The organism is Marinomonas aquiplantarum (genome assembly GCF_003314975.1).
GTDB lineage: Bacteria > Pseudomonadota > Gammaproteobacteria > Pseudomonadales > Marinomonadaceae > Marinomonas > Marinomonas aquiplantarum.
Genome location: NZ_QNRF01000008.1, coordinates 54,645 through 80,362 on the forward strand (window position 1 = coordinate 54,645; position 25,718 = coordinate 80,362).

At 45.5% G+C, this 25,718-nt stretch carries 25 protein-coding genes; 19 read left to right on the top strand and 6 right to left on the bottom strand.

Annotated elements, in window-relative coordinates; all coding sequences use genetic code 11:
• Positions 1 to 6 precede the first annotated feature (6 nt).
• The 5 genes from araD1 to DFP76_RS14200 all read left to right on the top strand — a co-directional run bounded on the left by araD1 (position 7) and on the right by DFP76_RS14200 (position 6,785).
• Complete coding sequence (gene araD1, locus DFP76_RS14180) at positions 7 to 975, top strand: AraD1 family protein (RefSeq protein WP_113875275.1); 969 nt, start codon at positions 7 to 9, stop codon at positions 973 to 975.
• Positions 972 to 1,742 (top strand): SDR family NAD(P)-dependent oxidoreductase, encoded by a 771-nt coding sequence (locus tag DFP76_RS14185; protein WP_113875276.1) that lies wholly within the window; start codon positions 972 to 974, stop codon positions 1,740 to 1,742. Before araD1 ends, DFP76_RS14185 begins: the two co-directional genes overlap by 4 nt.
• Positions 1,739 to 3,499 (top strand): L-arabinonate dehydratase, encoded by a 1,761-nt coding sequence (gene araD, locus DFP76_RS14190; protein WP_113875277.1) that lies wholly within the window; start codon positions 1,739 to 1,741, stop codon positions 3,497 to 3,499. Before DFP76_RS14185 ends, araD begins: the two co-directional genes overlap by 4 nt.
• 43 nt (positions 3,500 to 3,542) lie before the next feature.
• Complete coding sequence (locus tag DFP76_RS14195; protein WP_113875278.1) at positions 3,543 to 5,051, top strand: aldehyde dehydrogenase (NADP(+)); 1,509 nt, start codon at positions 3,543 to 3,545, stop codon at positions 5,049 to 5,051.
• Between the two features lie 537 nt (positions 5,052 to 5,588).
• Positions 5,589 to 6,785: an MFS transporter gene (locus DFP76_RS14200; protein ID WP_113875279.1), complete on the top strand. Its 1,197-nt coding sequence runs from the start codon at positions 5,589 to 5,591 to the stop codon at positions 6,783 to 6,785.
• A 231-nt stretch (positions 6,786 to 7,016) separates the two neighbouring features.
• Here the strand turns inward: DFP76_RS14200 and DFP76_RS14205 are convergent, their stop codons facing one another.
• Positions 7,017 to 7,961, bottom strand: coding sequence for a LysR family transcriptional regulator (locus tag DFP76_RS14205; RefSeq protein ID WP_013797696.1), 945 nt, complete (start codon positions 7,959 to 7,961; stop codon positions 7,017 to 7,019).
• Between the two features lie 137 nt (positions 7,962 to 8,098).
• On the opposite strand from DFP76_RS14205, the gene DFP76_RS14210 reads away from it, so the two are divergent.
• The 9 genes from DFP76_RS14210 (at position 8,099) to DFP76_RS14250 (ending at position 15,476) form a co-directional block, all read left to right on the top strand.
• Positions 8,099 to 9,337: a multidrug effflux MFS transporter gene (locus DFP76_RS14210; protein ID WP_113875280.1), complete on the top strand. Its 1,239-nt coding sequence runs from the start codon at positions 8,099 to 8,101 to the stop codon at positions 9,335 to 9,337.
• 152 nt (positions 9,338 to 9,489) lie between these two features.
• Positions 9,490 to 10,809 carry an MATE family efflux transporter gene (locus tag DFP76_RS14215; RefSeq protein WP_113875281.1) on the top strand — a complete coding sequence of 440 codons (1,320 nt, stop codon included), beginning with the start codon at positions 9,490 to 9,492 and terminating at the stop codon, positions 10,807 to 10,809.
• Between the two features lie 104 nt (positions 10,810 to 10,913).
• Positions 10,914 to 11,756 (top strand): helix-turn-helix transcriptional regulator, encoded by an 843-nt coding sequence (locus DFP76_RS14220; protein WP_113875282.1) that lies wholly within the window; start codon positions 10,914 to 10,916, stop codon positions 11,754 to 11,756.
• Positions 11,757 to 11,822: 66 nt separating this feature from the next.
• Positions 11,823 to 12,404, top strand: coding sequence for a LysE family translocator (locus tag DFP76_RS14225; RefSeq protein WP_113875283.1), 582 nt, complete (start codon positions 11,823 to 11,825; stop codon positions 12,402 to 12,404).
• A 247-nt stretch (positions 12,405 to 12,651) separates the two neighbouring features.
• The gene (locus tag DFP76_RS14230; protein WP_113875284.1) at positions 12,652 to 12,900 is read left to right on the top strand and encodes a hypothetical protein; all 249 of its coding nucleotides are present in this window, start codon (positions 12,652 to 12,654) and stop codon (positions 12,898 to 12,900) included.
• Positions 12,901 to 12,987: 87 nt separating this feature from the next.
• A complete protein-coding gene (locus DFP76_RS14235) occupies positions 12,988 to 13,665 on the top strand; it encodes a MotA/TolQ/ExbB proton channel family protein (RefSeq protein WP_113875285.1) in 678 nt (225 codons plus the stop codon).
• Complete coding sequence (locus DFP76_RS14240; RefSeq protein WP_113875286.1) at positions 13,655 to 14,083, top strand: ExbD/TolR family protein; 429 nt, start codon at positions 13,655 to 13,657, stop codon at positions 14,081 to 14,083. The genes DFP76_RS14235 and DFP76_RS14240 overlap by 11 nt, the downstream gene beginning before the upstream one ends.
• Complete coding sequence (locus DFP76_RS14245) at positions 14,080 to 14,511, top strand: ExbD/TolR family protein (protein ID WP_113875287.1); 432 nt, start codon at positions 14,080 to 14,082, stop codon at positions 14,509 to 14,511. The genes DFP76_RS14240 and DFP76_RS14245 overlap by 4 nt, the downstream gene beginning before the upstream one ends.
• On the top strand, positions 14,508 to 15,476 hold the full coding sequence (locus tag DFP76_RS14250; protein WP_113875288.1) for an energy transducer TonB: 969 nt from the start codon (positions 14,508 to 14,510) through the stop codon (positions 15,474 to 15,476). Before DFP76_RS14245 ends, DFP76_RS14250 begins: the two co-directional genes overlap by 4 nt.
• Before the next feature lie 58 nt (positions 15,477 to 15,534).
• Here the strand turns inward: DFP76_RS14250 and mltA are convergent, their stop codons facing one another.
• Both mltA and DFP76_RS14260 read right to left on the bottom strand, forming a co-directional pair.
• Positions 15,535 to 16,689, bottom strand: a complete 1,155-nt coding sequence (mltA, locus tag DFP76_RS14255) for a murein transglycosylase A (RefSeq protein WP_113875289.1) — start codon at positions 16,687 to 16,689, stop codon at positions 15,535 to 15,537.
• Positions 16,690 to 16,812: 123 nt separating this feature from the next.
• The gene (locus tag DFP76_RS14260) at positions 16,813 to 17,403 is read right to left on the bottom strand and encodes a DNA-J related domain-containing protein (protein WP_113875290.1); all 591 of its coding nucleotides are present in this window, start codon (positions 17,401 to 17,403) and stop codon (positions 16,813 to 16,815) included.
• A gap of 104 nt (positions 17,404 to 17,507) precedes the next feature.
• Between DFP76_RS14260 and DFP76_RS14265 the strand changes: the two genes are divergently transcribed.
• The 5 genes from DFP76_RS14265 to DFP76_RS14285 all read left to right on the top strand — a co-directional run bounded on the left by DFP76_RS14265 (position 17,508) and on the right by DFP76_RS14285 (position 21,758).
• Complete coding sequence (locus DFP76_RS14265) at positions 17,508 to 18,185, top strand: zinc metallopeptidase (protein ID WP_113875291.1); 678 nt, start codon at positions 17,508 to 17,510, stop codon at positions 18,183 to 18,185.
• A gap of 205 nt (positions 18,186 to 18,390) precedes the next feature.
• Positions 18,391 to 20,325, top strand: a complete 1,935-nt coding sequence (locus DFP76_RS14270; RefSeq protein ID WP_113875292.1) for a bifunctional 2',3'-cyclic-nucleotide 2'-phosphodiesterase/3'-nucleotidase — start codon at positions 18,391 to 18,393, stop codon at positions 20,323 to 20,325.
• Between the two features lie 256 nt (positions 20,326 to 20,581).
• Entirely contained in the window at positions 20,582 to 21,160 is a 579-nt protein-coding gene (locus DFP76_RS14275) for a hypothetical protein (RefSeq protein ID WP_113875293.1), read from the top strand.
• Between the two features lie 46 nt (positions 21,161 to 21,206).
• Complete coding sequence (locus DFP76_RS14280) at positions 21,207 to 21,569, top strand: hypothetical protein (protein ID WP_113875294.1); 363 nt, start codon at positions 21,207 to 21,209, stop codon at positions 21,567 to 21,569.
• Positions 21,570 to 21,758 carry a hypothetical protein gene (locus DFP76_RS14285; RefSeq protein ID WP_113875295.1) on the top strand — a complete coding sequence of 63 codons (189 nt, stop codon included), beginning with the start codon at positions 21,570 to 21,572 and terminating at the stop codon, positions 21,756 to 21,758.
• 60 nt (positions 21,759 to 21,818) lie between these two features.
• On the opposite strand, the gene betA is transcribed toward DFP76_RS14285, so the two are convergent.
• From betA to DFP76_RS14300, 3 genes are all read right to left on the bottom strand, one after another.
• A complete protein-coding gene (gene betA, locus DFP76_RS14290; protein ID WP_113875296.1) occupies positions 21,819 to 23,486 on the bottom strand; it encodes a choline dehydrogenase in 1,668 nt (555 codons plus the stop codon).
• A gap of 26 nt (positions 23,487 to 23,512) precedes the next feature.
• Complete coding sequence (gene betB / locus DFP76_RS14295; protein WP_113875297.1) at positions 23,513 to 24,970, bottom strand: betaine-aldehyde dehydrogenase; 1,458 nt, start codon at positions 24,968 to 24,970, stop codon at positions 23,513 to 23,515.
• A gap of 301 nt (positions 24,971 to 25,271) precedes the next feature.
• Entirely contained in the window at positions 25,272 to 25,577 is a 306-nt protein-coding gene (locus tag DFP76_RS14300) for an isoamylase early set domain-containing protein (protein WP_113875366.1), read from the bottom strand.
• Positions 25,578 to 25,718 lie beyond the last annotated feature (141 nt).

Consider the following 25,718-nt stretch of genomic DNA (forward strand, 5'->3'; position numbering starts at 1 on the left):
TCAATTATGTTGTTTTTATCGCAAATAAAACAAGGTGGCGTGGTGTGTCGTGAAGGGCAGGAAGCGCGTCTCGTCAAGCACGCTTTGAGTGTGTACGAGTTGGCGCAGGAAGCCATTAAACAGAACGTCACATTGGCATCCGTGATTAAACAGCACGGGCTGGGTGAGCACGTGGATTTAGCCGAATTGGGACAGAGTAACCAGCTTGATTGCCCTGTACGTCATCCGGATCCGGCACACATGTATTTGACGGGAACCGGTCTAACGCATTTAGGTTCGGCCTCCACTCGTAACGCCATGCATGCGAAAAGTGAAGAGCTAACGGACTCGATGAAGATTTTTCAAATGGGCGTAGAAGGGGGCAAACCCACAGAAGGTCAAGAAGGTGTTCAGCCTGAATGGTTTTATAAAGGTAATGGGGCGGGTGTGATGGCACCCGGAGAGGCGATACCGTCGCCTTCTTTTGCCTTGGATGGAGGGGAAGAACCTGAAATCGCGGGCTTTTACCTCATTGGTGAGGATGGGAAAGTGCATCGACTCGGCTATACATTGGCCAATGAGTTTTCGGATCATGTGACGGAGCGTCAGAATTATCTCTATTTAGCGCATTCAAAATTACGCCCAGCGGCGTTTGGTCCAGAGTTGTTGGTTGGTGAGCTACCCAAGTACATTGAAGGGCATTCTCGAATAGAGCGAGGTGAAACCATCCTTTGGGAAAAGGGTTTTGTGTCGGGTGAAGACAATATGTCGCACACCTTTAAGAACCTTGAACATCATCATTTTAAGTATGCCATTTTCCGTCAGCCAGGGGATCTGCACGTGCATATGTTTGGCACGGCGACCCTATCTTTTGCGGATGGCATTCAAGCTCGCGAAGGGGATGTCTTTGAGATTGTCTCGCCGACCTTCGGTTTGCCATTGCGTAATACGTTCTCTGAGGCCACGCCATTATCGACAGAAGTGAGTGCTTTATGAATAGGCTACAGAGTGCCATTTACCCAGATTTAAAAGACCGTTCCGTGTTTGTTTCGGGTGGCGCGACGGGCATCGGCGCGGCGATTGTGGAAGCCTATGCAAAACAAGGGGCAAAAACAGCGTTTGTGGATTTGGATGAAAAAGCGGGATGTCAGCTGGCAGAGCGCTTGTTGAAGGACGGTCACAGTGTGCGCTTTGAAGTATGTGACATTACTAATATCAAAGATTATCAGAGCAAAATTCGCAATGCAGCAGACGCCTTCGGACCTATTAGTATTTTACTTAATAATGCGGCCAATGATGTTCGTCACTCTTTAGCGTCGCTGACGGAAGAGCGTTTTGACGAATTGGTGGGGGTAAACATAAAGCATGCCATGTTTGCGGCTCAAACCGTCGCCCCCATGATGAAAGAGCTTGGCGGGGGTTCTATTGTCAATTTTGGTTCTGTTGGTTGGATGATGGCCACCGCAGGGTATCCAACCTATGGCACGAGTAAGGCCGCCATGCATGGGTTAACTCGCTCATTAGCTCGTGACCTTGGCGCCGCTGGTATTCGCGTCAATACCTTGGTTCCGGGTTGGGTGATGACGGAAAAGCAGCTGCGTTTGTGGGTGGACGATGCGGCCGAAGAAAAGATCAAGCAAAGCCAATGTTTGGCTGGCAAGGTGTTACCAGAGCATGTGGCGAATATGGCGCTATTTTTGGGGTCGAATGCGGCTGTCATGTGCTCGGCGCAGAATTTCATTGTTGATGGAGGTTGGGTATGACGGAGTCATCAAAAAAGGTCTTTGTTCCCAAACCATGGCCGCGAAAATTACGTTCCACCGAATGGTTCGGCGGTACGTCTCGAGATCATATTTATCATCGCAGTTGGATGAAAAACCAAGGCTTGCCTGCTGATTTATTTGATGGTCGCCCAGTGATTGGTATTTGTAACACCTGGTCGCAATTAACACCTTGTAATGCACACCTTAGAGAACTTGCCGATCGAGTAAAGCATGGCATTTATGAGGCTGGTGGTTTGCCATTAGAGTTCCCTGTTTTTTCCGTTGGGGAGAGCTCGCTTAGGCCGACTGCCATGATGTATCGGAATATGGCGGCCATGGATGTTGAGGAAGCGTTACGAGCGAATCCTTTGGATGGCGTTGTTTTGCTGGCGGGTTGCGATAAAACAACGCCCGCGTTATTGATGGGCGCATGCAGTGTAGACATTCCAGCGATTGTTGTCTCTGGTGGCCCGATGCTCAACGGTTACTTCCGAGGTGAGCGGGTTGGCTCAGGTACCGCCTTGTGGCAGATGTCAGAGGACATCAAAGCGGGCAATATGACTCAGGAAGACTTTTTAGAAGCAGAGCAATCCATGTCTCGCTCTGCGGGTTCCTGTAATACGATGGGGACCGCCAGTACCATGGCATCGATGGCCGAAGCATTGGGCATGGCGCTGTCAGGAAATGCAGCGATTCCGGCTGTAGACAGTCGTCGTCGGGTTATGGCACACCTTACTGGGCGTCGAATCGTCGATATGGTGAAAGACGATCTGAAACCGTCGGACGTGTTAACAAGACAGGCATTCGAAAATGCCATTCGCATCAATGGCGCCATTGGCGGGTCAACCAATGCGGTGATTCATTTATTAGCCATTGCGGGCCGCGTGGGTGTTGATCTGAATTTAGATGACTGGGATAAGTTGGGTCAGGACATTGCCACCATAGTGAATCTCATGCCGTCAGGGAAATATTTGATGGAAGAGTTTTTCTACGCGGGCGGATTGCCTGTGGTGATTAAGCATCTAGCCGAAGCTGGAAAGCTTCATAAAAATGCGCTTACTGTCTCGGGTGAATCGATTTGGAACGAGGTTAAAGAGGTTCGTAACTGGAATGAGGATGTTATTTTACCGGTTGAAAAAGCCTTAACTCAAAAAGGCGGTATCGTGGTGCTAAAAGGTAATCTTGCGCCTCAGGGGGCCGTGCTTAAACCCTCAGCGGCCTCGGCGCATTTATTACAGCATCGCGGACGGGCGGTGGTGTTTGAAGACATTGATGATTATAAAGCCAAGATCAATGACGAAGCCTTAGACATAGACGAGCATTGCGTGATGGTGCTGAAAAATTGTGGCCCGAAGGGTTACCCAGGTATGGCCGAAGTGGGCAATATGGGCCTGCCGCCCAAAATCTTACGCAAAGGCATTAAAGACATGGTGAGGATTTCGGATGCGCGGATGTCAGGCACCGCTTATGGCACTGTGGTGTTGCATACTACGCCGGAGGCCGCTGCGGGTGGTCCGTTAGCCGTGGTGAAAAATGGTGACATGATCGAGTTGGATGTAGAGCGTCGTTGTTTGCGAGTAGACATCACGGATGATGAAATGGCGACTCGCTTAGCCAACTGGAAAACACATCTTGAGGCCCCTAAAAGTGGCTATATTAAATTGTTCCATGATCATGTCCAAGGCGCCGATACCGGGGCTGACTTTGATTTTTTGAAAGGTTGTCGTGGTGCAGCGGTTCCGAAAGACAGTCATTAACAAGATCTGCAAACTATCTCGTCATAATTAATAAGGAGTCAGCATGTTAACCGGACAACACTTTATCGCTGGGAAGTGGGTGAAAAGCGAAGACACGTTTTCATCTAATCCTGCGAGTGGACCTTCACATTCATTTTATCTTGCGCGAGCAGCCGATGTAGAGATGGCGGTAAAGGCGGCGGAAGCAGCTTTTGAACTTTATGGTTATTCTTCTCGTCAAGAAAGAGCGAATTTTTTAAATACCATCGCTGATGAAATAGAGGCTCGTGGCGATAGCATTACAGAGATTGGCGTACAAGAAACCGGTTTGCCAGAGGCCAGATTACAAGGTGAACGTGGCCGTACCGTAGCGCAATTAAGATTGTTCGCAAGCCACATATTATCGGGTGAGTATTTGGACTACCGCTTTGATGGGGCGTTAGCGGATCGTGAGCCGTTACCTCGTCCTGAATTGCACATGATACAGCGACCAATAGGTCCTGTGGCGGTATTCGGTGCGTCCAACTTTCCATTGGCTTTTTCGACGGCGGGTGGCGATACCGCCGCCGCATTAGCCGCGGGTTGCACTGTGGTGGTAAAAGGCCATCCGGCGCACCCAGGGACTGGGGAAGTCGTGGCACAAGCAATCGACGCAGCCATTCAAAAATGCAATATGCCAGCGGGCGTATTTTCATTTATACAGGGAGATGGCTTTGCCGCAGGGCAAGCTTTGGTTCAGCATCCTTTGATTAAAGCAGTTGGCTTTACCGGTAGTTTAGCGGGAGGTCGTGCGCTCTTTGATTTGTGTGCAGCACGTCCTGAGCCAATTCCTTTCTTTGGTGAATTGGGGTCCGTTAACCCCATGTTTGTTATGCCTGAAGCGCTCAAAAACCGAGCGGAAGAATTGGGCCAAGGTTGGGCAAGTTCACTGACAATGGGAGTGGGGCAGTTTTGTACGAATCCCGGTATTGCGGTGATGCTAGATAACGCCGATTCGAAAGCCATGATAACTGCCGCGAGTGCGGCTTTGTCGGAAGTGTCTGCGCAAACCATGTTAACCGATGGCATTGCCAGTGCTTACCGTTCAGGTGTCGCGGCGATAGAGAATGCGGATGTCACGTCGGTTCTACGCACAGCCGATACCGAAGACCGTACAGCACGACCAAATTTGTTCGTGGTGTCAGGGCAAGCTTGGCTGGACAATCCGACCTTGCATCAAGAAGTGTTTGGCCCGCTAGGTTTGGTCGTATTGGCGGACAGTGTTGAGCATATGGTTGAGTTGGCTCGTCATTTGGAGGGGCAGCTAACTTGCACGCTTCATCTTGATCAAGGAGATTATGGGGTGTGTCAGAAACTTATGCCTGTGTTGGAACGAAAAGCGGGGCGAGTGTTGGCGAATGGTTTTCCAACCGGTGTTGAGGTCAGTGACACCATGGTTCACGGTGGTCCATACCCTGCGTCAACAAACTTTGGCGCTACCTCTGTCGGTACCTTGTCGATCCGCCGTTTCCTGAGACCTGTGTGTTACCAGAACATTCCAAGAGCTTTATTACCGAAAGATCTTACAGATTAGTCTTCCCTAGTGTTTGAAATAAGTCTTGAGGTAAACCTTTGTGCGAGTGCTGTTCAACAACAGTGACTCGCCTTTTTAATATCCTTCTGTTTAACTAGTCAATACCATAGTCTCTAACCTTAGAGACATTGCTTTTGTGATCTTATTCCGTTATTTATCTATCGATTGACAAGTAATGTCGTACTTGTTACCTGCACTTAAATGCTAAAAGACTTTACTGATTTCTATCCAAGCAATGGTGTTATCTGTACTCTAAGTGAATATAGAGCTAGCTGGCTAAGGAGTAAATAGGCTATCTACCTTATCTTTTTATTGGCTCTCTATTAAAAAGATGAATATGGAGGTTCAAGTGATGAGGGGGGTAAGGCGAATTCTAAGTCACTCTTCTGGTTGCACTTTGTCAAATTTGGGTCTGTTTACCGTTTCGATGGATATATTAACACCTAAATCTGAGATGCATTCTTTTTTTGATACTTCCTATACAGACTTTAAAAAATATAGAGACTTTTCCCATTTTCCAAGAGTGTTGAGGGTATTATGAGTGCTATTTCAGAAATTGGAGAGGTTGAATTAGAAAAGACAAAATGGATTGATGTAATTATTCTATGGTTTGTCGGTGTTTTTGCAGCAATGCAGTTTGCAAAACTTTCTATTTCTTACGATCAATTACTCATTATTTATAACGTTGACAGTTCCTCTATGGGGATCATGTTATCTGTGGTTGGATTTATAGGTTTGTTATTTGGTGTTGTGGCAGGGGTACTTTCTGGTTATATAGGGTATCAGAAAGTTCTCATTGGGTCTTTGCTAATAGGAGGATTACTATCATTTATCCAATCAATGCTTCCTTCTTATTATTTATTATTAACCACTAGAGTAATAGAAGGTTTATCGCACCTCGGTCTAATTGTTGCAGCCCCAACTCTTATGCTCCGGAGTTCGACGCAAAACCATCATTCTTTAGTAATGGGGTTGTGGGGGACTTTTTTTGGAGTGGCTTTTGCTATTACAGGATGGCTAGGAGGTGAAATCCTTATAATATATGGTGTGTCTGGTATTTTTATTGCTCATGCTTTTTTATCACTTCCTCTAGTTTTTTATTTCTTATTTTCATCTAAATTGATAACGGCTAATGAATCAGGGTGTAACAAACTGAATTTTCTTAGTTTACTAAACCAGACAGTGCAGGTTTATTTGAACCCTAGGACTTTTTTACCTGGACTAATTTTTCTATTTCATACCACTATGTTTGTTGCATTATTAACATTTATACCTAGGTTGGCTTCTAATAACTCAGAAAAAAACTTGCTTTTTATATTGCTTCCATTATGTAGCATCGCAGGTACTTTTCTATCTGGGTTTTTATCTCAATACCTTTTGCGTCCTCAAAATTTAATATTTATTGCATATGTCGGCGTTACTCTAATGGCATATTTTGTTATCAGTTTTGAGGGTTTTTCACTATTTTTTTTGTTTAGTGCTTTACTGTTGCTTGTTATTTCGGGCGTTGTCCAAGGAGCTTCCTTTGCCCTAATTCCCGCCCTTTCAAAAACAGAGTCGGAGCAGGCAATGGGAAATGGTTCAATAGCACAACTTGGTAATTTAGGTGCGACTATTGGCTCACCGATTTTCGCTTACGCTATTGATTTGAACGGCAGTCAAGGTTTGTTCTTCGTACTAATGGGTTTGTGCATAGCTGGATGTATTGTTGCTCTAATTTCCCGACGTTACTGAAGCAAAAAACTATGTGTGACAGATGGTTAGTGTGTGGTTGCAGCCTGAATATGGCCTCGAATAAAAAAGCTATCCATACATTGTTCCTTACATTGATTTAGAGGGATTAGAGCAAAGTAAGATAGGTTATCGTAGTGAATAAACTTGTTCGTACCTTCCTTAAGCATTATAGCGTTAGTAAAGTAAGCTGAAAAATCCGATATTGCATTATGAAGTGTTTGGCCCGCTTGTTTAAGGGCTTGTCGCTTTTTGTTCTAACTCGGCAAGCACCAAGCGTTTGAGCTGATTCGCGAGGGGGGATAATTGGCGACCTTGCATTTGCAATACATAGTATGGGCTCATGGTGATGCTACGATTTAACTTAAGAATTTTAAGTTTTGCATTTACCTTTTGCCCAACAAGAAGGTCGCAGACTTCACTGGCCATTGGGGCAATGGCATTGGAAGAGACTAGAATGGCGATTAACGCGAGTAATGATGTGCTGTTGGTAATGCTTAACGGTAACTCGGCACGTTCTTCCATAAAGGCCGCTTCTACGGCCTCTCTTATGGGGGCTCGATGAGATTGCATCACCCATTCAAAATGGGCTAAATCTCGAACCGCGATTTTTTCTACATTGGCCAAGGGATGGTCTTTACGAACGACGAGCTGTACTGACTCACTTCTTGCAGGGAAAATTTCAAATACATTGGCGTCATATTGTTTCGGAATTCTGGCCAACACAAAGTCATTGTGACCAGCAATTAAGTCTCGAACCAAGCTATCACTGGTATCGACATTGATATCGATTTCCGCTCTAGGGGCAATGGCGCGCAATTGTTGAATGGCCGGAATGACAAAGCCGACAGCGGCTCCTGTTACGGCCCCTATCGCTGTTGTGCCTCCTCCGCCTTCTTTGAGTTCACTGACTTCTCTGGCGAGATCGCGTAACTCGACTAAGAGATTGTGTGCTCGGCGGGCGACGGCTTGGCCGACGAGTGTTGGTTCCATTCCTTTTGCATGACGAATGAATAAGCGCGTACCAAGCGTTTGCTCAATGTCGCTTAACATTCGCGAGGCTGCAGGTTGTGTCATGGCCATTTCGTCGGCGGCAATGCCCAGCTGTCCATATTCCGAAATGACTGAAATTAAACGCAGTTGATTGAGTTTTAAATGTTTGGCCAGACCTAATTCCATAGTGACCCCGTTTGTTGTTTTTATGGGTTATTTATCATGATGTTCGGCACATTTAACAGTTTACTACAGGTACTGAATGAAGCGGTTTTATTTATGTCATATGATGGATAGATTGTTTTCATTTTTTAAGGAAAAGTATGTCGAGTTCTGATTCCATAGCGTTAGATTCATCAATAAAACAACTGTCTGAAGCCGAGTTTATTACCTTATTTGCTTTGATGATGTCTTTAACTGCGCTGACAATGGACGCTATGTTGCCGGCGTTTTCCTTTATTGCACAAGATTTATTGATCGAGAATTATCAGCATACCCAATGGATTATTTCGGCGATGATTTTGGGCATGGTGTTTGGTGAGATCACTTTTGGCCCTTTGTCAGACGCTCTCGGGCGGAAAAATAGTATTGTGTTAGGAATCGCGATTTACCTTGTCGGCACCCTAGTGGCATTGTTTTCTTCGTCGTTGGAAATGTTATTGGCTGGGCGTTTGATCCAAGGGTTTGGGGTGTCAGCGCCAAAAATAGTATCCCGGGCGCTGATTCGTGATTTGTACAAGGGGGCCGCCATGGCGCGCATCATGTCTTTTATCATGATGGTCTTTTTGTTAGTGCCTTTGCTGGCTCCGGCAATTGGTCAGTTGGTGATGCAATTGGGCAACTGGCGATGGATTTTTGCCATGTTGTTGATTCAGTCTTTGTTAGCGCTTGCTTGGTTCTGTTGGCGGCAACCGGAAACGTTACCGAAAGAGCGTCGTATTCCATTGCAGTGGTCCAGTTTGATGTCGGATGCAAAAGACATTTTGAGTCGCAAAGAGGTCATGGCATACACGGCTTTGTTAGGCTGCGTGTTTGGCGGGTTAATGTTGTATATCAGTACCGCCCAGTCAATTTTTCAAGACATTTATTTGGTGGGAGAGGATTTTCCTCTGTATTTCGCCATGATGGTCATTGGCTCTAGCGTGATGAACTTTTTCAACGGCAAAATTGTGCTGAGAGTGGGGATGAAGGTTTGCGTTTATTTTGCGTTAAGCGTGATGGTTTGCCTGTCTTTTGTGTTGTCTATTTTGGTGCTGAATTATGATGGCGTACCGCCTTTTTTCTGGTTTATGGCCATTTGTATGCTGATGTTTTCTTGTTTTGGTATGGTGTTCGGTAATGTGAATGCCATGGCGATGGAACCATTAGGCCGAACTGCTGGGTTGGGGGCATCATTGATTTCATCTTTGTCTAGTATGATTGCGATTGTCTTGGCCGTATCGGTTGGGCAGTTCTATCACAATACTCTAACACCCTTTGCCACGGGCTTTTTTATGTTGTCAGTGATGAGTGTTGCTTTAATGTTATTGGCAGGACGCTTTTCTTCCCTAAAAAGAGGGTGAGTGTTTGCTTTAGTTTAAAGGCAGCGTAAATGGTCCATTAACGCCTTTTTATGGTGATGGAATATTGTCTCAATGTAACAGGTAAAACTGTCACGCTATTCGCGTTACAATAGGGAAGTTTAATATTCTTTTTTAGAGATACTTGCCACTTTATGACTTCCTCTCCTTCTCTTGCACGTGAATTGTTTAATATGACTTGGCCCATGTTGTTTGGGATCTTGTCTTTGATGAGTTTTCAGCTGGTGGACAGTGCCTTCATTGGCCAGTTAGGTGTTGTACCTCTGGCAGTGCAAGGTTTTACCTTGCCGATTCAAATGTTGGTCATCGGATTGCAAGTGGGGCTGGGCATTGCCACGACGGCAATGATTGCTCGGGCGTTGGGTGCTGAAAATATTCAGTATGCGAAGCAACTGGGCGGCTTGGTGCTGATGATTGGTAGTCTTGGCATTGCCGTCTTTAGTGTGCTTATTTGGCTGATGCGAGGGCCAATTTTAGCGTTATTAAGTGCACCGGATACTGTCTATGGCACGGTGGACGATTATTGGCCGTATTGGCTATTAAGCGCTTGGGTTGGTGCTTTATTGTACTTTTTTTACAGCATTAGCCGAGCCAATGGCAATACGATTTTGCCAGGCATCATGATGATAGTAACCAGTGTGTTGAATTTGGTGTTGGATCCTATCTTTATTTTTACTCTTGATCTTGGTCTTAACGGTGCGGCGTTAGCCACAACCGTGGCATTTGGTTTGGGGGCGTTAGTGGTTGCGCCTCAAGTGTCGGCTAAACGCTGGGTAAGTTTTGATTGGAGGAATTTGAATGTTGGTAAAAGCTTAGCGTCGATTGGTCATATTATGGGGCCTGCTATGATCAGTCAGTTATTACCGCCAGTGTCCTCCATGATGGCCACCAAGCTGATTGCTAGCTTTGGTACTGCGGCGGTAGCCTCTTGGGCGTTAGGGTCGAGGTTTGAGTTCTTTACCATTGTTTCTGTTTTAGCATTAACCATGTCGATGCCACCTATGGTTGGTCGCTTATTGGGGGCCAATCGGATTCAAGACATCCGCTCTGTGGTTTCGATAGCGATTCGGTATATTTTGCTGTTTCAATTAGGTGTGGCGTTACTGACCTTCTTATTAGCAGGGCCTTTGGCTCGTCTTATGACCAGTGAACAGGCTGTGTCGGACATTTTAACTTGGCATTTACTCATCGTCCCGGTCAGCCTAGGTGCTTTGGGTGTTTGCATGTTGATGGTGTCTGTCTGTAATGCGTTGGGTAAATCCTATGTGGCGTTAACCATTTCTGCCTTGCGGCTATTTGCTTTCTTTTTGCCTTGTTTATGGCTCGGCGCTGAGCTGGCGGGGCTAAAAGGCCTTTTCGTTGGTGTACTCGTTGCTAACCTACTCGCTGGTATGTGTGCTTGGAGGATGTACCAAAAGGCATTAGCAAAGGTGGCTGCTAGCGTGTCCATTTAGACTGAGGCGCTTTTGTCGATTGCGCAATATCGTCCAATCTTTTTACCTGCAAACGGGATATTCTATTCTTCATGGTGTGGTTAAGAGACGAATGAGAGGTTGTGATGCCGGCAGAAAATCATTTTCAGTTTGTGAAAAGCGCCGCCTTTGACGAGGTGATGTTGCTGGAAGCGTCAATGAATGACTTTTCCTACGGAACCCACGCCCATGAAGAGTTTTCGTTTGGTGTCACATTGTCCGGCCGACAAGATTTTTATGCCTTGGGTGAACACCATAAGAGCTATTCTGGCAATGTGATTGTGTTCAACCCAGAGGATGCTCACGACGGTCATTCCGGTACGGACGATACGCTTCATTATAAAATGTTGTATGTCCATCCAGATCAATTAAACCCTATGCTTGAGAGTGCTGGCGTTCGCTGTGCTCAAGATTTTCGTATAGAACAAACAGTACAAAACGATCTAGTGCTCCAAGCGCATATCTTGCGTTTGGCCAACTTGGTCGAGAACAAGGCGTCATCCGCTTTGGAGTACTCGTCAACTTTGTTTGAATTTGCTGAATATTTAGCCCACCAAAAGGGCGTTCAGCGCCCTGTTCGTCTAGGTAAGTCCAAACATCGCGCGAAAGACCCTGTTTTCGAGCGAGTCAGAGACTATTTGCATGCCTATGTCAGTGACGAGGTTTCTCTCGACGCGCTAAGCCAAGTGGCGCACATGTCTAAGTATCATTTGTTGCGTTGTTTTCGTGATTATTTTGGCATGACACCACATCAATATTGGCAAAACTATCGTATCAACCGCGCCAAAGACGCTCTTTCAATGGGCATGTCATTGACGGATGTCGCGCTGACCTTTGGCTTCACGGATGTAAGCTACTTTAATCGACGCTTTAAACCCATGTTTGGTGTCACTCCCCATCAATTTAGGCGTACCTTGTTACGAACCTAGCGACCTTTCGCACTCACTGATTCATCTGTTTTTCATCTTTATCAAATTATCTTTTGAGGTTTTTCTATGCTTGAAATAATCATCTACGCCTTTGGCGTTATGTACAGCCCAGGCCCTGCAAATACTCTTGCGCTTTTGGCGGGCGTCAATGGACAAGGCTGGCGAGCATTTGGTTACTGTGCTGGTGTTGGTCTAGCGATGTTGATTCTGTTTCTTCTGCTTGGCTATCTTGGTGGTGAAATCATTCCAGAAGGTTATCAGTCGATTATTGCGACCTTGGGTGGGCTGTATATTGCTTATCTGGGGGTGAAAATCATGCAAGCCAGTTTTCACCCGACAACAGCTGAGTTGGAAGCGTCCGTGATTGGCTTTAAAACCGGCCTGATTTTACAGCTTTGCAACCCAAAAGCCTTGGTGGCGATCGTACCCATTGTGACGGTACAGTTTCCGCGATATGAGATTACAGGAATGGAGATTGCGGTATGGTCTTTGATTCTTTCAGCCATGGCCTTTGGTGCACCAGGTGTGTATCTGTTGGCGGGATCTCGACTACAACACGTCGCGATGAATCCTAAGGTGATGGCGTGGGTGAATCGTATGATGTCAGTGTTGCTTTTCTACGTTGCTTATCGGTTTGTATTTGCTTAATGGCAGCAAGTTTTGGCTTTCGCTATTTATGTAGGTAGATGATGGAAGTAGGTCAGCGAAGACCTTTGTTGCCATATAACTTGTTGAATAACGTAGTGGTCATACAGAATGTTTTAAAGTCATCCATACAGATTACCCGTATGGTCTTCTGTCTGTTTAAGAAAACGCCTGTCTGCCTCTACTGATAAGCTGTTAAGGCTTCTATGATGACCTTTCAATTGGATAATTTGATGAGGGCATAGGTAGGATGATTATTGCATTAATGAAGCACCTTTCATGGTGCTTTCAACGTTATTGGTCACGCAGGAAACTGGCTTATTTACCCCATGAGCTGCGTAAAGACATGGGTATTATGCAAGATGACTTTGAGAGGGAAGTGAGTAAGGGGAATATTGTCACTTTAGGGAAGGAATTGTGTCAGTTTGCGCATTCAAACTCGATGTCGGCTCAAGTAAGGCCGTCTAAAGGCAAACATCACGACATTAGGCCGAATTAATCTAGGACTTCCACAATTTGTCTATTGAAAATGTGGTTGAGAATGAATACCATTTGAAATCATGTTTTTACTCAATTGGAGAGTACTGTGGAAGATTCAATACAGCAGAAAATAGTTGATTTCTTACAGGTCGGTGGCCCCGTTGTTTGGATTTTGATGGTGTTTTCTGTGGTGGCGCTTACGATTGTGTTGCTTAAGCTTTGGCAGTTTTCTTCTTTGCGTGCCGAAAGTTTAAAAACAACCAATTTGGCGCTCGCCGAATGGCGTAATAATAACGTTGACGGCGCGTTAGAAAAATTAGAACAAAAGCGTCCGATTGATAGCCTAGTGGCTTATTCAATGGAAGCCTTGGTGAATGGTTCTATGACCGCGGATTTAATCCGTGAAGAAGTCGAGCGTCGTGCGATGAATTTGCTGAGCGAATTACGCTCCTTCTTACGACCTTTGGAAATCATTGCGACATTGAGTCCATTGCTAGGGTTACTTGGTACTGTATTGGGGATGATTACAGCGTTTCAGCAAATGGAAGGGGCTGGAAATCAGGTGGATCCGTCAGTGTTATCTGGGGGGATTTGGCAGGCGCTATTGACCACAGCGGTTGGTTTGGCTGTGGCGATTCCGGTTGTGACTTTACACAGCTGGTTGGAGCGCAAAGTAGAGCGTATCGCACACAATATGAATGATGCTGTGACGCAGATTTTTACTAGCCCAAAGGCAAAAGAGTTAGTGGAAGAAGCTGAGAAAGAGATTCTACATGCCGCTTAAGCTGACTCAGCCAAAACGTAAGAATGCCATCAGCTTAACCCCCTTAATTGATGTGGTGTTTATCCTGCTGTTGTTCTTCATGTTAACGTCTAGTTTTGTTCCTTGGCGCATTGTCGACACGCCATTGTCTGTGGCGTCCGATGCGCCTAAGCCTGAGAGTGAAAGCGAAAACCTTATTCTGACCCTTAAACTGAATGATAACCAAGTTTGGTTAGCAGACCGCTCTATTCGTTTATCCGACCAAGCCGCTTTTCAGTCTTTAGTAGAAGAGAACAACGACGGTGTTTTCATTATTAAGGCGGAAGACGGTGTGACGCTGCAAACCTTAATGAAGCTCGCTGATCGTCTGAAAGAAAACGGTGCCAATACGGTTTCTATTGCCAATGCTTTTGCTATGTCGGAGACACCCTCAGAATGAAAATAGGGGAAAAGTACGCTGCTCGAAATGCCTCAGATGACGATAATATGGTGCCCTTGATCAATGTGGTATTCCTTATGTTGGTCTTCTTCATGGTGGCAGGACAAATTCAAAAAGCCGATCCTATTGCTGTCATTCCGCCAGAATCCATAAATGATAACCGTGCTGAGACTGACCCCAGCGTGGCGATCTTTGTCGGTTTAAATAATGAGCTTTATGTGGAAGAGGATGTGTTTCAGATCGAGGATGTGAAAGGCTATCTGGAGCGTGAGTTTGAACAAGCTGAAGATAAAGACGGCTTTTGGGTACAGATTAAAGCGGATGGCAGCATTCCATTAGAAAAACTGCGACCTGTGTTTGACCAAGTTCGACAAGCCGGTTTAACGAAAGTGAGTTTGGCGACTCAATTAGAGCGAGGCACGCAATGATCTCTGCACGTCACTGGTTTGTCGCTGGCGGTTTGGCAATTTCAGTTCATGCTGGGGCATTTTATTTTGCTTTTTACAGTAATGACTCTGAAGGAAGTCAAACAGCAGGAGTTCAAGGCATAGAGTTTGATTTAGGGATGATGGGCGACTTAGGGGTTGCGGCGCAAACGACGCTTGCTCAAGAAGAGGTTGAGGAAGTTGAAGAGCCGATTGAAGAGAGTGAAGTCGAGCCAGAGCCAGAAGTCGAGCCAGAGCCAGAAGTCGAGCCAGAGCCAGAAGTCGAGCCAGAGCCAGAAGTCGAGCCAGAGCCAGAAGTCGAGCCAGAACCAATCGTCGAGCCAGAGCCAATCGTCGAGCCAGAGCCAATCATCGAGCCAGAACCCGTCGAGATAAAACAAGACTCTCCAATTGAAGTGGAGAAGGTTGAGCCAGAACCTGAGCCAGAACCTGAGCCAGAACCAGAGCCAGAACCAGAGCCAGAGCCAGAACCAGAGCCAGAACCAGAACCAGAGCCAGAACCAGAGCCAGAACCAGAGCCAGAGCCAGAGCCAAAACCTGTTCAGAAAGTGGTGAAAGCGGCACCTAAAAAAGTCGCCCCACCTTCTATGGCAAATATGAAGGCAACAACTGGCAGCGGTAATGCCGCGACAACAGGTGGTAACCCAGGGGCAAAAGCAACTTACTTTTCTAAGCTGAAAGCGGTCTTAGCCAAGAATAAGCGTTACCCAAGACAATCACGTCGACGTAACGAAGAAGGGGTGGTGTCTCTGTCCTTTATAGCTTATGCCGATGGCTCGGTGTCGGATGTGAAAATTACCAAGAGCTCCGGCTATAAACGCTTGGACAAAGCTGTGATGAAGATGATTCGAAATGCGACGCCTTTGCCAAAATTTCCTAAAGACATGGCGGAAACGGAACTGAAAATTAACATTCCAGTGTCTTTTAAATTGAGTGATTTAAGATAACTGATCATCGGCCAAATGCCGCGGCGGACCTGAGTCGCGGCATTTTTAATGGCTTAGTTTAGTATGATGACGGCTTGGATGGTGGTAACAATAACCAGACTTTGCCAAAGTGCTTAAGCTGTCCCGCATGGAAATGCGCTTCCTCTCCAATGCCCTGATACCAATCGATATGCCCAGGACCTTTAATGGCTCCACCTTTGTCTTGCGCTAACAATAAGCGAAATTCGTGTCCAACCAACTCACCTGACGCATCTAGCTTCGGCACTTGAGCCAATAAAATAGAGCCTAATGGAATAACGCTAGGATCAACGGCCGCGGAATAGAGTGGAGTAAGAGGAACGTTGGCGGCACCAACTGGTTTTTCTAGACCTTCACTGAAAAACAAGTAACTTGGGTTGGTGGAAAGGATTTCGCGCATCCTATGTGGGTGTTCATCTAGCCACTGACGAATACTTTGTGCGGAAATATCTGCTCTGTCTATTTCCCCACGCTCGATCAATTCTTTGCCAATACTGCGATAAGGGTGACCATTCACGCCGCCCCAAGATAGCAGCTTCTGTTCGCCATCTTCGTATTCAATAACCCCTGACCCTTGTACGTGCAAAAAGAAATTATCCACTAGGTCCGCCGTGTAAGCGATTTCTAAATCTTGGCCTGCAAGGGCGCTTTCGAAATCAATTTCTTCTCGGGATGGATAACGCCCTTCGGCGTTGGTCTGAGTCGGCTTACGATATAAGGGATAACGGAATTCTTCATCCGGCAAATGGCGAACGGGCATTACTGGCACATAATATCCCGTGATCTGCACATTGCCACGCTGATCTTGTCCCGCCAACTGATGAGCGACGAGATGAGGAGTGTATTTAGGATTGTCTAACCAGAGTGAAATCTCGTAAGCCACATGCTTAAGGTCCGCCAAATCCACTTGCGTGTCTTCCAACTGGAATTGACGATCTGATAAGCGGTTTAAATAGGCTTGTTGCTGTGTCAGTCCATCACGGAAATTGTCCTCAGGATAGGGCAAGCCGGGGGGTAAACTTTCCTTTAGATACAGCTGATCACGCTTTAGTGCCGTGGCGTCACGACCATTATTTTCAAAATCATTGGAATGGTCGATTTCATTAAAGCTGCAGGCGGCGATCAGAGTGACACTGGTCAGACAAATAGGACGTATGAGTCGGCGAGAGCCGATGATAAAACGCGATAACAGCATAATATTCAACTTATTCTTGGGTGTTAGATGTAGGTCATTCAAAAACATGGCGCGAATGACAGCGACACTTCATCTTGAATATTTATGGCAGCGAAAGCAATGTTTTGGCGGGCTTTTTACACTTTAGGACGATGCTTGCAGCATTAAGTGTTCATAAGCTTCGCGAAGGCTAATGAATATTTCTTGGTCGCCCCCTCGGTCTGGGTGATGTTGTTGCGCTAATTTTCGGTATTGTTGTTTGATGCTGTTCTTGCTTGGATTATCTTCTTCCAGTTCTAGGACTTTTAAGGCTGAACGTCGATCCCCCGTATGACAGATGCCTTTATAAAAGCTGTCGAGTAAGCGCGCTACATCCGCTTCGTCCGTTTTTTCGTATTCACTCCAGTCTAGGTAATAAGCAGCGAGTTTGGCATCTGGGCTATTATTGATACTGGTATTATCGGAAGTGGATATGTGTTGCGTACTGAGTAGACGAATCTGCGTGGCTTCTATACTTAGCATTAGATTGTCTTCCTGCCAGAGTTGGCTTTGCAACTGATATAAGGCGTTCATGATCAAGAAATGCTGACGAAACAGTTGAAGGTTTGTATCATCGGCCAACTGGCTGAACTCAGGAAACTGGCTCTGCAAAGATTTGAGGATATCAAACTCTTTTAAGCCATGAGGTTGTGCTTTTAGCATGGCAAGAATGGGCGTGATAAGCGGGTTTTTCATGATCGTCTCGCGTTGTGCCTTTTATTGACAGTGTATGTGATGCAAAGCAATAGTGCCAAATACCCTACTACAGGGTGACGGTTAACAGAGAAAAAGGCAAAAGTATGTTGTGGGTTTTATTGGTTATTTTGGCTTTGGTATTGATCTTCGGCCCCAATATTTGGGTCAAATATACCTTGAAGCGTTACGCGCAAGAGCGCAGTGATATTCCAGGTACTGGCGGGCAGTTGGCTGAGCATCTAGTGAAACGCTTTGAGTTGGAAAAGGTATCCGTAGAAACCACACAAGAGGGTCGTGATCATTTTGACTTTAAAGAGCATGCGGTTCGTCTTAGCCCAAGTGTGCTCAATGGACGTTCATTGACCGCCGTCGCAGTGGCGGCTCATGAAGTAGGGCATGCGATTGCCCATGAAAAGAAACAGCCTATCTCTCATCTTAGTTCTCGCTATCTTCCGCTGGCGCATGGTTTGAATCGAATTGCTGGTGCGTTGCTACTGGGCTGGCCAGTGATTTCCGTTTTGCTGCATTTACCTTATGCCGTGCCTTTGCATGCCGCTGTGGTTGGTTTATCTGGCTTATTGGCGGTATTTGTCCATTTGGCTATGTTGCCAGAAGAATGGGACGCCAGTTTCAAAAAAGCCTTGCCCATCTTAGCGGAAGGAAGTTATGTGCAGGCTGAGGACTTACCCAAGGTAAAACGCATTCTCACCGCTTGCGCCATGACTTACGTGGCGGCCGCTTTAATGCGCATACTCTTTGTGTGGCGTTGGTTTCGGCGTTAATACCGAGTTGATGGTGAGAAGCTGGAATATAGCAACTAGACGAACTCAGTTAGATTCATAACGTTGATACCTATAAGCGTCATTAATTTGATGCTTTTCCCGTTTTGTCACAAAAAACTCATGAATTCATCATCTTTTCGTTTTATGATCAAAAAGCTGACTATTTGGTAAGTATTGATTCTTTAAATTATGATGGAGTATTAACATGGCGTTTGACTTATCTAAGAAGGCAGCTTTTTTAGCTTCCTCTCTGGCCTTTGCTTCCTTGGCGCAGGCTTCTACGATCGATTTGCGTGTAATGGAAACCACGGATATTCACATGAATTTGGTGGATTACGATTACTATGGCGACAAGCAAAGTGATGCGGTAGGTTTATCCCGTGTGGCTACTCTCATTAAAGCGGCGCGCGCTGAAGTAACCAACTCTGTACTGGTCGACAATGGTGACTTGTTGCAAGGTACGCCATTGGGTGATTACGTTGCTAAAGGTCGTGTGCTACGTTTTGGTGAAACTCACCCAGCGTTTAAAGCCATGAACCTGCTAGATTACGATGTGGGTAACATAGGTAACCATGAGTTCAACTACGGCTTAGATTTCTTGATGAAAAGCTTGAGTGGCGCCAACTTCCCATACATCAGTGCCAATGTTTACGTTGATGACGGTGATAATGATGCCAGCAATGATCAACCTTACTTCCAGCCTTATTTGATCAAGCAAAAAACCTTCGTTGATTCGGATGGTAAATCACAAACAGTCAATATCGGTTACATAGGGTTTGTGCCGCCACAGATCATGACGTGGGACAAAGACAATCTCACCAATAAAGTCATCGCCAAAGACATTGTCGAAACGGCGAAAAAATACGTTCCCGAAATGAAAGCCGAAGGCGCGGATGTCATCATCGCCATTCCACACAGTGGCATGATGAATTCACCTTATATGAAGGGTGAAGAACATGCGTCTTATCATCTGGCCAAAGTGGATGGCATCGATGCGATTTTATTTGGTCATTCGCACCGCGTATTCCCAGGTGATAAAACTATTGCTCAATTCGATGGTGTTGATAACGAAAAAGGCACCGTTTACGGTAAACCTGCGACCATGCCAGGGTTTTGGGGATCGCACTTAGGTGTGGTGGATTTAACCTTAGAGCCAGCAGGTGACGGTTGGAAAGTGGCCGATGGTTCAGCCGAAGTTCGTGCCATTTCTCGTCGTGAAGGTCGTACAACCATTCCATTGGTGGAAGCCGACGTGGCTATCAATGATGCAGTAGAAACGGAGCACGAAGGAACACTGGCTTACATGCGCCGCAAAGTGGGTGAGTCCACATCCGATATCAACAGTTTCTTCGCCTTGGTACAGGATGATCCTTCAATTCAAATCGTAAACAACGCACAAGTTTGGTATGTCGAAAACATTGTACGTGGCACCTCGTATGAAGGTTTGCCTATTTTGTCTGCTGCAGCACCCTTCAAAGCAGGTGGCCGTGGCGGTCCAGAATATTACACAGACGTACCGAAAGGTGACATTGCACTGAAAAACGTCAGTGACCTGTACATCTATCCAAACGATTTAAAAGTAGTGAAACTCACTGGAGCACAAGTGGTGGAATGGCTTGAGCGTGCGGCGGGTCAGTTCAATCAAATTGATGCCAAATCCAATACAGCGCAAGAGCTAGTCAATCAGTCTTTCCCAACTTATAACTTTGATGTCATCGACGGCATTTCATACCGTATCGATGTGACTCAACCAGCTCGCTACGACTCAGAAGGCAAGGTGGCGAATCCAAACGCACACCGCATCCAAGATGTCACCTTTCAAGGTAAACCAATGGATATGACGGCCGACTTCCTTGTGGCGACCAACAACTACCGTGCTGGCGGTGGTGGTAGTTTCCCTAACTTGTCCGGTGACACCATTGTCATTGATGCTCCTGATAAAAACCGAGATGTTGTTGCGAACTACTTATTAAGTCAGAAAACCATAAACCCTGCAGCCGATGGTAACTGGTCTTTCGCAGATTTTGGTCAGGCAAAAGTTCTGTTCACCACAGCGTCTAAAGCCAAAGAAGCAGCAGGCAGCAACATGGTTTACCAATCTATGAATAACGATGGTTTTGCGGTTTTCGAACTGAAATAACCTCTTTCTACTTGTTTGAAAGGCATATCAGAAAAGCCTGCTAATTGATTTAGCAGGCTTTTTTTATGCCTCTGTCCTATTTTTAAATAGGCTGATAAGTAGAAGATCTATTATTGGAGTAACAGTTAATATCAAACACATACAGTATTGATTTTTTAGTGTTTGTCATATGTGTGCTTAGACTGATAAATTTATGCATATAGTCATGAGGGATTAAAAAATACTGAGAGGTTATGTTGAATACAAGGGAGCTGTTATGAAAGATGAAACTTCACATGTTAAAGATATAAAAGTTGAAGAGGATAATGACGTTGTTATCCTCTCGATTTGCTATGTTAATTTAGGCGCTACTCGCTATGTATTGGCATTGCTATTTGTTTTATTCTCAGGTGTTGCGTTAGTAAACACCTTCCAAATATATCAAATGTTAAACTTTGATGCGTTGGATTTTGGTTTGTTGCTAGGTGTCATTTCTACAATAACTCTATTCTTCATTCTTCTAAAAATGGCGCATAGGTTGTTGAGAAAAGTGGCTGATTTAACGATCAAGATTACTCCCAATGGTCTAGAGTACGATAGTGGAATACCTCCGTTATTTATCGGGTTTGGTTCAGGCTATTTTGATTTTTGGAAATCGGTTTTTTTCAAAAGACAACATATCGAATTTGATTCATCAGAAATGAAAGCCATTTATTTAGAAGAAAAGAAATCTCAACGCTGCCTTGTGATGATGAAAAGAGGTAAAGAAATTGAAATCGCTAAATACATCACAGATCAACAAAAAAAAGATTTGTATCAACTATTAAAAAAAACAACCAATGATGTAAGAAAATAGATTGTTTTGTCCACGAATTTTATTTTTATCATTTATGGAGAATATTATGTGGCTAGGTTATGACAAACCGCTTCCTGAGCGCCCCCCTATAACGCCTAAAAAGAAGCATATTAAAAAAAGAACGAGTTTGTTTTTTTTGTTCGTATTTTTTTTATTTTTAGGAGATAGGTTTTTTTTAAGGTGGTTTTCTACAGAAATTTCTTACTTTTATTATGTGATTATTTTTCTGACACTAGCTACATTTGGGCCTTTGTCTATTTTTGTGACCTTGAGCTTTAGGTTTTCTGTTAATGATCCTTACTTTATGAATGTTTTCCGAAAGCTAGATGAGGGTTTTATTAGAATATATCCTTTTTTGGTTTGGCAAGAGTGTTGGGATAATAAGTTTGAGCGTGAGAAAAGGGATTAGATGATGAGCGAAAATAAATCAAACCAGTATAAAACCACTAGAATTAAAGTTAATGAAATTGGTGTGTATGGGCAATATCTAACATTAGGTCTGACACTAGGAGCCAATCGAGACTATGAGATTACGTCTACAGGTTTTGTTCAAATTTCAGCTGGTGTAGCAAATTATGGTTTCGTTAGTACATATTAATAATACAAAAGCCCCAAATTGCCATAAAAACAGTTTGGGGCTTTCAAGCTACTTCAACGCTTAACGCTGTTTGGTCTCGTATTCAGGGTGAATCCAAACCGGCGCATCCAAGCTTGGTAGTGGTGCTTTGCCAAGGATGATGTCCGCGGCTTTTTCCGCCACCATGATGGTTGGAGCGTTCAAGTTACCATTGGTGATGGTTGGGAAAATAGACGAATCTACCACGCGTAAACTCTCCACACCACGCACTCGACACGCTTCATCCAGTACCGCCATCGGGTCATTGTCCGCGCCCATTTTACAGGTACAAGATGGATGGTAAGCACTTTCAACGTTCTCTTTTACCCACTGATCAATTTCTTCATCGCTTTGTACGTTCAAACCTGGCTGAATCTCTTCGCCACGGAATTCGTTCATTGCCGATTGTTGAAGAATCTCACGACTTAGGCGAATGGTGTCACGCCAATCTTGTTTATCTTGCTCTGTGGAAATGTAGTTGAACAAAATACGTGGCTTGGCTGTTGGGTCAGCCGACTCAATCCATAATTTACCACGGCTCTCTGGTTTATTCGGGCCAACGTGGACTTGATAGCCGTGACCGTCAAAGGCGGTACGACCATCGTAGCGCATTGCCGCCGGTAAGAAGTGGTATTGGATATTCGGCGATTTCAAACCCGCGCGAGAACGGATAAAGCCACAAGATTCAAAGTGGTTGGTCGCCCCTAAGCCGTCTTTGAATAAGATCCAACGAGTACCGATCAAGCCTTTGCTGATCAAATCCAGTTTACCGTTTAGGGTAACGGGCTGATTACAGCGATATTGGAAGTAGACTTCCAAGTGATCTTGCAAGTTTTCTCCAACGCCGGGGAGTTCTTGAACCACAGGAACACCAGCTTTCTCAAGTACGTCTTTAGGGCCCACGCCAGACAATTGCAACAATTGCGGGGAACCAACAGAACCTGCGGACAGGATGACTTCGTTGTTGGCTTTGACTTGACTGACCGAGCCATTCTTACTGAATTCGATGCCAACAGCACGTTTGCCTTCAAACAAGACCTTGTGGCTTAGAACACCCGTTTTCAGTGTGAGATTTGGACGTTTGAGAGCACGACGCAAGTACACATTGGAGGTGGAAGCGCGAACACCGTTTTTCACCGTCATGTGCATTGGGCCAAAGCCTTCCTGACGGAAGCCATTGTAATCGTCGGTTTTACCGTATCCCGCTTGGTCACCTGCTTCAATGAAGGCTTGGTAAAGCGGGTTATAGCTCATGTCGTTGCCATTGTTGGTGGCTAACGGGCCTTCGCCACCACGGTATAAATCGGCACCGCCTTTCCAGGACTCGGCTTTTTTGAAGTAAGGCAGGCAAGACTGGTAGTTCCAGTTTTTTGCGCCATTTTCTTCCCACTCATCAAAGTCGCATGCGTGGCCGCGAACGTACACCATGCCATTGATGGAAGAGGAGCCGCCTAACACTTTACCGCGAGGGCAGTGCATTTCACGGCCGTCTAAGCCTGGCTCTTTTTCCGTATGAAATTGCCAAGCGTATTTCTCAGTATTCATCGGATACGACAAAGCCGTGGGCATCTGGATAAAGATGCTTTTATCTGAACCGCCCATTTCAAGCAGCAAGACCTTGTGTTCACCGCTTTCCGTTAAGCGGTCTGCCAGTACGCAGCCTGCGGAGCCTGCGCCGACAATAACGTAATCGTAAGTTTCGTTTGCCATTCTTTCTCTCGCTTACTCAGTCTTGCTTAATAAGGGTTTTCAATGTCGTTAAGGTCGACAAAGATGCTCTTGTTTTGCGTGTAGTGATAAAGCGTGTCGATGCCATTTTCACGACCAATACCGGACTCTTTGTAACCACCGACTGGCATTTCCGCCGGCGATGCGCCCCACGCGTTAATCCAGCAAATACCCGCTTGCAACTGATTGATCACGCGATGTGCACGAGCGAAGTCTTTGGTGAAGACACCGGCCGCTAAGCCCATTTTTGTGTCGTTAGCGCGCGCAATGGCTTCGTCTTCGTCTTTAAAGCTCAATACGGACATCACAGGACCAAAGATCTCATCTTTTACTTGTGGCATGTCATCGGTACAGTCAGTGAAGACAGTTGGTGCCACAAACGCGCCTTTGTCTAAACCGTTTTCTGTGACTTGGTAACCGCCACATAGCAAGGTCGCGCCAGCGTCTTTTGCCGCTTGGATGTAACCCAAAACCTTCTGCATGTGATTTTTCGAGATCAAAGCGCCGACTTGCGTTGCCATGTCCATTGGGTCACCAATAATCATGGCTTCAGTGCGTTCTTTGAGTTCTTTATTGAAAGCCTCAAGAATGTCTTCATGGACAAACACACGTGTACCGTTCGTACAAACCTCACCTTGAGTATAGAAGTTGGCTAACATAGCAGCAGAAACCGCTTGATCGATTGGCATGTCAGGGAAGATGATCATAGGCGATTTGCCGCCTAGTTCCATGGTCACTTCTTTCAGTGTTTGAGCGGATGCCGTCATCACTTTTTTGCCCGTACCCACTTCACCAGTGAACGACACTTTGTCGATTTCAGGGTGGCTTGTAATCATTTGACCGGTACGACCGTCACCTTGAACGACATTGAAAACACCGTCTGGCAAGCCTGCTTCGGTAAAGATCTCTGCCAGTTTTAGCGCCGTTAATGGCGTTTCTTCAGAGGGTTTGAAGATCATCGCATTGCCAGCTGCTAGCGCTGGGCCTGATTTCCACATGGCGATTTGAATAGGGTAGTTCCACGCGCCAATACCAGCACAAATACCCAGTGGCTCACGGCGAGTGTAGAAGAAATTCCCATTGCCCAAATCTTGGTATTCGCCTTGAATTTTATCGGTTAGGCCCGCGTAATATTCGATGACATCAGCACCGGTTTCGATGTCGACGCAGATGGCTTCTTGTAGCGGCTTACCTGTGTCTAATACTTCCAGTTTAGCCAACTCTTCATTACGTTCACGCAGAAGCTCGGCGGCTTTCTTAAGAATACGGCCACGTTCTACTGGGCTCATTGCTGCCCAGACTTTTTGACCTTGTTTGGCAGATTCAACCGCAGCATCGAGCTCAGCTTGCCCTGCATGTTCAACCGTCGCGATGACTTCCCCAGTGGCTGGGTTGATGGTTTCGAAATGTTCACCGCTGATGGATGCATGGTAGCGGCCATGAATGTATTGCTGCTTGTGTGCCATGTTGTTTGCCTCTCTTGATTGGGTTCAATGCCTTGTACTCGTGGTATCAAGGTATTAATTTTTTATTAAATGCGCGTTTAATAAAAAACATTGTAACATTTTTGCTCACTAATATCAGCCCGCTGACTGAGAGCGACGTAAAGAGTTCGTTGTGCGTCGTTTCAAATACGCTGTAACAGTGTAGTGGGTTTTTATGACAAGGTCGGGAAAGGTTGGTTTATTCAGGGCAAGAAAATACGGCCCCTCAATTCCGCTGGAATCTTGAGGCACCGTCATAGGTTGGTAGGTGAAATAAGCAATGCTAGAGGTTTAATACACCGTTGTTGTCATGGCTAACAGGGCTCGGTACATAAGCGTCTGCCATATCGTCGTTGAGCCAATGAACATTGTCTGCCACGTAACGGAATTGGTAAGTGTGATCCACTTCCAAATTTAATGTTGATGCGTACAAACCGGTTTTTTGCTTTTTCAGCGGATTGGCCTCTGCGTCCCAGTTATTAAAATCACCCACAACCGATACTTTACTGGCATCACCGATGGCGTCTGCAGGCAAGGAAAATTTAACTTTGCATTTTGGCTTCGTTTTTAGGTAGGTTTTCTCAATCATTTCCAGCTCCATATGATTTAACAAGAGAGACAATAACAAGGCTACTGCAAAAGCCTGAGAGGGTAATATTATATAAAGCAAGGCTTGCGCCAGCTTTGGTAACTCATTAACGCTATTGGGAAAGCCTGTGAGGTTAGAACT

Excerpts from the sequence above, each read along its gene's own strand:
- DFP76_RS14260 (WP_113875290.1), bottom strand. The coding sequence starts at position 17,403 with ATGAAAAACCCGCTTATCACGCCCATTCTTGCCATGCTAAAAGCACAA.
- DFP76_RS14205 (WP_013797696.1), bottom strand. The coding sequence starts at position 7,961 with ATGGAATTAGGTCTGGCCAAACATTTAAAACTCAATCAACTGCGTTTA.
- DFP76_RS14275 (WP_113875293.1), top strand. The coding sequence starts at position 20,582 with ATGAAAGATGAAACTTCACATGTTAAAGATATAAAAGTTGAAGAGGAT.
- DFP76_RS14265 (WP_113875291.1), top strand. The coding sequence starts at position 17,508 with ATGTTGTGGGTTTTATTGGTTATTTTGGCTTTGGTATTGATCTTCGGC.
- DFP76_RS14210 (WP_113875280.1), top strand. The coding sequence starts at position 8,099 with ATGTCGAGTTCTGATTCCATAGCGTTAGATTCATCAATAAAACAACTG.
- araD1 (WP_113875275.1), top strand. The coding sequence starts at position 7 with ATGTTGTTTTTATCGCAAATAAAACAAGGTGGCGTGGTGTGTCGTGAA.
- araD (WP_113875277.1), top strand. The coding sequence starts at position 1,739 with ATGACGGAGTCATCAAAAAAGGTCTTTGTTCCCAAACCATGGCCGCGA.
- DFP76_RS14250 (WP_113875288.1), top strand. The coding sequence starts at position 14,508 with ATGATCTCTGCACGTCACTGGTTTGTCGCTGGCGGTTTGGCAATTTCA.
- DFP76_RS14225 (WP_113875283.1), top strand. The coding sequence starts at position 11,823 with ATGCTTGAAATAATCATCTACGCCTTTGGCGTTATGTACAGCCCAGGC.
- DFP76_RS14300 (WP_113875366.1), bottom strand. The coding sequence starts at position 25,577 with ATGATTGAGAAAACCTACCTAAAAACGAAGCCAAAATGCAAAGTTAAA.
- DFP76_RS14285 (WP_113875295.1), top strand. The coding sequence starts at position 21,570 with ATGATGAGCGAAAATAAATCAAACCAGTATAAAACCACTAGAATTAAA.
- DFP76_RS14220 (WP_113875282.1), top strand. The coding sequence starts at position 10,914 with ATGCCGGCAGAAAATCATTTTCAGTTTGTGAAAAGCGCCGCCTTTGAC.
- DFP76_RS14280 (WP_113875294.1), top strand. The coding sequence starts at position 21,207 with ATGTGGCTAGGTTATGACAAACCGCTTCCTGAGCGCCCCCCTATAACG.
- DFP76_RS14240 (WP_113875286.1), top strand. The coding sequence starts at position 13,655 with ATGCCGCTTAAGCTGACTCAGCCAAAACGTAAGAATGCCATCAGCTTA.
- DFP76_RS14195 (WP_113875278.1), top strand. The coding sequence starts at position 3,543 with ATGTTAACCGGACAACACTTTATCGCTGGGAAGTGGGTGAAAAGCGAA.
- betB (WP_113875297.1), bottom strand. The coding sequence starts at position 24,970 with ATGGCACACAAGCAGCAATACATTCATGGCCGCTACCATGCATCCATC.
- DFP76_RS14245 (WP_113875287.1), top strand. The coding sequence starts at position 14,080 with ATGAAAATAGGGGAAAAGTACGCTGCTCGAAATGCCTCAGATGACGAT.
- DFP76_RS14215 (WP_113875281.1), top strand. The coding sequence starts at position 9,490 with ATGACTTCCTCTCCTTCTCTTGCACGTGAATTGTTTAATATGACTTGG.
- DFP76_RS14185 (WP_113875276.1), top strand. The coding sequence starts at position 972 with ATGAATAGGCTACAGAGTGCCATTTACCCAGATTTAAAAGACCGTTCC.
- DFP76_RS14230 (WP_113875284.1), top strand. The coding sequence starts at position 12,652 with ATGATTATTGCATTAATGAAGCACCTTTCATGGTGCTTTCAACGTTAT.
- DFP76_RS14270 (WP_113875292.1), top strand. The coding sequence starts at position 18,391 with ATGGCGTTTGACTTATCTAAGAAGGCAGCTTTTTTAGCTTCCTCTCTG.
- DFP76_RS14200 (WP_113875279.1), top strand. The coding sequence starts at position 5,589 with ATGAGTGCTATTTCAGAAATTGGAGAGGTTGAATTAGAAAAGACAAAA.
- betA (WP_113875296.1), bottom strand. The coding sequence starts at position 23,486 with ATGGCAAACGAAACTTACGATTACGTTATTGTCGGCGCAGGCTCCGCA.
- mltA (WP_113875289.1), bottom strand. The coding sequence starts at position 16,689 with ATGCTGTTATCGCGTTTTATCATCGGCTCTCGCCGACTCATACGTCCT.